The sequence below is a fragment of the Brevundimonas sp. genome (genome assembly GCF_041648615.1).
Lineage (GTDB): Bacteria > Pseudomonadota > Alphaproteobacteria > Caulobacterales > Caulobacteraceae > Brevundimonas.
The window spans coordinates 1-4,000 of record NZ_JBAZOS010000072.1 but is presented as its reverse complement, the minus strand read 5'-3'; the positions used below and the strand labels follow the sequence as shown (position 1 = coordinate 4,000).

4 protein-coding genes and 1 pseudogene are annotated in these 4,000 nt (G+C 70.3%); 4 read left to right on the top strand and 1 reads right to left on the bottom strand.

What is annotated here, in order from left to right; genetic code table 11:
• On the top strand, positions 1-1,065 hold a 1,065-nt coding region (locus tag WC555_RS15230), incomplete at its 5' end, for a dihydroorotase (RefSeq protein ID WP_373254946.1).
• On the top strand, positions 1,062-1,847 hold the full coding sequence (locus WC555_RS15225; protein ID WP_373254945.1) for a prephenate dehydrogenase/arogenate dehydrogenase family protein: 786 nt from the start codon (positions 1,062-1,064) through the stop codon (positions 1,845-1,847). The genes WC555_RS15230 and WC555_RS15225, both read left to right, overlap by 4 nt.
• A 33-nt stretch (positions 1,848-1,880) precedes the next feature.
• Here WC555_RS15225 and erpA read toward each other — a convergent pair whose 3' ends face one another.
• Positions 1,881-2,258 carry an iron-sulfur cluster insertion protein ErpA gene (erpA, locus tag WC555_RS15220; RefSeq protein ID WP_373254944.1) on the bottom strand — a complete coding sequence of 126 codons (378 nt, stop codon included), beginning with the start codon at positions 2,256-2,258 and terminating at the stop codon, positions 1,881-1,883.
• A gap of 21 nt (positions 2,259-2,279) precedes the next feature.
• Here erpA and WC555_RS15215 point away from each other — a divergent pair, with 21 nt between their 5' ends.
• On the top strand, positions 2,280-3,497 hold the full coding sequence (locus tag WC555_RS15215; protein ID WP_373254941.1) for a deoxyguanosinetriphosphate triphosphohydrolase: 1,218 nt from the start codon (positions 2,280-2,282) through the stop codon (positions 3,495-3,497).
• A 76-nt stretch (positions 3,498-3,573) separates the two neighbouring features.
• A pseudogene (locus WC555_RS15210) lies at positions 3,574-4,000 on the top strand (SPOR domain-containing protein); the annotation flags it as partial.

Sequence of the window (4,000 nt, the reverse complement as noted above, 5' to 3'; positions counted from 1 at the left end):
GTGTTCGAAATGCCGAACACCGAGCCCAACACCACCGACCCGGACACCCTGGCCGACAAGCTGGAGCGCGCCCGCGACCGGATGTGGACGGATCATGCCTTCTACATCGGCGGCACCCACGAGAACGCGAAACACCTGGCCGAGCTGGAGCGGTTGCCCGGCTGCTGCGGCGTCAAGGTGTTCATGGGGGCTTCCACCGGCACCCTGCTGGTCGCCGACGACGACGGGGTGCGCGAGGTGCTGCGCCATGTGAAGCGCCGCGCCACCTTCCATTCCGAGGACGAATACCGGCTGGTCGAGCGCCGTCCGCTGGCCCGCACGGGCGACTGGACCAGCCACCCCGAGGTGCGGGACGCCGAGAGCGCCATCCGCTCGACGCGCCGCCTGGTCGGCCTGGCCCGCGAGGTCGGGGCGCGCATCCATGTGCTGCACGTCTCGACGGCCGAGGAGGTCCGCTTCCTCGCCGACCACAAGGACGTCGCCACCGCCGAGGCGACGCCGCAGCACCTCACGCTGGACGGGGATGAGGCCTATGCCCGGCTCAAGGGCTACGCCCAGATGAATCCCCCGATCCGCAACGCCGCCCATATCGCCGGCCTGTGGACCGGGATCGAGCAGGGGGTGTTCGACGTGCTGGGCTCGGACCACGCGCCGCACACCATCGAGGAGAAGGCCAAGCCCTATCCGGCCTCGCCCTCGGGCATGCCGGGGGTGCAGACCCTGGTGCCGGTGATGCTGACCCATGTGGCTGAAGGCCGGCTGTCTCTGGACCGGTTCATCGATCTGACCTCGCACGGGGCCAACCGGGTGTTCGGCATCGCCGGCAAGGGCCGGATGGCCGAGGGCTACGACGCCGACCTGACCATCGTCGATCTGAAGGCCAGGCACGTCATCCGCCACGCCGACATGGCCAGCCGCTGCGGCTGGACCCCGTTCGACGGCTTCGAGGCGACGGGCAAGGCCGTGGCGACCATCGTTCGCGGCCGGGTGGTGATGAAGGACGGCGAGCTGATCGGCGCGGCCCACGGGCGGCCGGTGCGGTTTCAGGAGACGTTGGCGGCGTGAAGACGGAGCGCCTCGGTCTGGTCGGCTTCGGCGCCTTCGGCCGGCTGACGGCCCGACATCTGGCTCCGTACTTCGAGATCCTCGCCCACGACCCGGCGGCGACCGATGATCTGGACGGCCTCGTCCGGCTGACGGACCTGGCCGAGACCGCCGCCTGTCCGGTGGTGATCCTCGCCGTCCCGGTCGAGGCGCTGGAGGCGACGGTGGCGGCCATCGCGCCCCATGTCGCGCCCGACGCCTTGGTGGCGGATGTCGGCTCGGTCAAGGTGAGGCCGGCGGAGATCATGGCCGCGGGCCTGCCGCCGTCGGTCCGAATCGTCGGGACCCATCCGCTGTTCGGACCCCAGAGCGGCAAGGACGGCGTCGCCGGCCTGCGGATCGCGGTCTGCGCGGTCCGGGGCGGACCCGCCGCCCGCCGGGTCGCCGCCTTCTGCCGCGGGGCTCTGGGCCTCAGGGTTTTCCTCGTCTCGCCCGAGGATCACGACCGCGAGGCGGCGACGGTCCAGGGGCTGACCCACCTGATCGCCCGCGTGCTGTTGGCCATGGAGCCGCTGCCGAAGCGCATGACCACCGTCAGCTTCGAGCGGCTGATGCAGGCGGTTGAGCTGGTGCGTTACGATTCACCCGCGGTGTTCAGGGCCATCGAGTGCGACAATCCTTTCGCCGCCGCCGTCCGGGAGCGGTTTTTCGACCTCGCCGAAGAAGCCCGCGCCGATCTCGACGACCGGGTCCGGCCGGTCAGGACAGGGCGGGCGGACCGGACCCGCGCGCCAGACCGGTGATGCGCAGGACGGGGGCGGTCAGCACGAGCCCGGTCAGATCGAGAAGCTGACGCCGCAGCCGCAGCTGGAGGCCGCGTTCGGATTGCGGACCACGAACTGCGCCCCCGCCAGATCGTCGACGAAGGCGATCTCGGAGCCCTTGAGGAAGGGCAGGGAGACGGGGTCCACCAGCGCCGCCTGACCCGCGGCCTCGATGCGGATGTCCTCGACCTCGGCGGCCTCGACCAGTTCGAACCGGTACTGGAAGCCCGAGCAGCCGCCGCCGTCCACGGCGACGCGCAGCATGACGGGATGGCCCTCGTCCAGGGCCAGCCTGGCCAGCCGCGCGGCGGCGGTTTCCGACAGCGTCAGGCCGTGACCGCCGACGGACGGCGATATCTGGAAGGTCGGGACTGATTGGACGCTGCTCACAGGGGCCTATATGAGGCGCGGGTGGCCGATCGCAAAGGCCTTCAGCCGAATGAGCAGCCGACGTTGATCCCCGAACGCGCGCCCTACGCCGAATATCCTGAACACAGTCGCGGCCGGCTGACGCCCGAGCCGATCAGCCGGACGCGAAACGCTTATGCCCGCGACCGCGACCGGATCATTCACGCCACGGCCTTCCGCCGCCTGAAGGGCAAGACCCAGGTCTTTGTGGCGCATGAAGGCGATCATTACCGCACCCGCCTGACCCACAGCCTCGAGGTGGCGCAGATCGCGCGGTCGCTGGCTCACGCCCTGCGGCTCGACACAGATCTGGCCGAGACGGTGGCCCTGGCGCACGATCTCGGGCATCCGCCGTTCGGCCATGCCGGCGAGGACGAGCTGCAGGCGCAGATGGAGCCGTGGGGCGGGTTCGACCACAACGTCCAGACCTTCCGCGTCGTGACCAAGCTGGAGGAGCGCTATCCCCAGTTCGACGGCCTGAACCTGAGCTGGGAAACCGTCGAGGGGGTGGTCAAGCACAACGGGCCGGTGTCGCATCGTCTGGACGAGCCGGCGTGGAAGGCGATCGCCGACTATGCGCCGGGCTGGGACCTGCGGCTGGACACCTTCGCCTCGCTGGAGGCCCAGGCGGCGGCCATCGCCGACGACATCGCCTATAACAATCACGACGTCGACGACGGCGTGCAGGCGGGCCTGTTCACCCTCGACGATCTGGCCTCGGTGCCGCTGATCGGGCCGGTGCTGCACGGCGTGCGCAAGGACTGGCCGGACATCGACGAACGGATGATCCGCATCGAGGCGGTGCGGCGCATGATCGGCGTCATGGTCGAGGACGTGCTGGCCGAGACCGAGCGGCGGATCGAGGCGGCGAACATCCGCTCCTCCGAGGACGTCCGCATGGCCGACCGGATGCTGGTGGCCTTCTCGCCCGCCATGCTGGCCGACCTTGGCGTGCTGCGTCAGTTCCTGTTCGAGCGGATGTACCGCCATTACCGGGTCAACCGGACCCGCAGCCAGGCCCGGCGCATCCTGGCCGAGATGTTCCAGCTGTTCATGGCCGAGCCGGCGACCCTGCCGCCGGAATGGGCGGGCAAGGCCGACGTCGCGGATCAGGGGAAGCGCGCGCGGGCGGTTTGCGACTACATCGCCGGCATGACCGACCGCTACGCCATCGAGGAACACAAGAAGCTGTTCAGCCTCGACCTCGCCCTCGATCTGTGATTCGAAGACTCCGCTGGGCGGGGTAGGATGAGGTTCGGGCGCGCCGATTCGCGCGGCCCGGCTGGAAGGCGCGGTCATGTCCCACGAAGATCCCTATCGTCCGAACCCGGGTCGCGATCCCGGCCATGACCGCGGCGCCTATACGCCGCCGACCGACGACGACCTGCCGTTCAACCGGGGCGGCTACGATCCGCGCCGGGGCGGCGGAGGCGGCGGACCCAAGGCGCCGCCGATGACGCTGATCATCTCGGGCGTCGTGCTGGTCCTGCTGATCATCGCCGTGGTGGTCTATTACCGCGCCGGTCCGCGCTCCTCGAACGACGCCCCGCCCGCGGTCGGCACCCCCGTCGGCGAGATGAAGATCGACGCCCCGCTGGACGCCCAGCCCGTCGACCCGGAAGCCGGCATCGACGTCTATTCCGAGGCCGAGGCGCCGACGACGGCTCCCACCTTCACCCCGCCGCCCGAGACCGTCCAGCCGCGCCCCGCGCCGGCGGCGATCG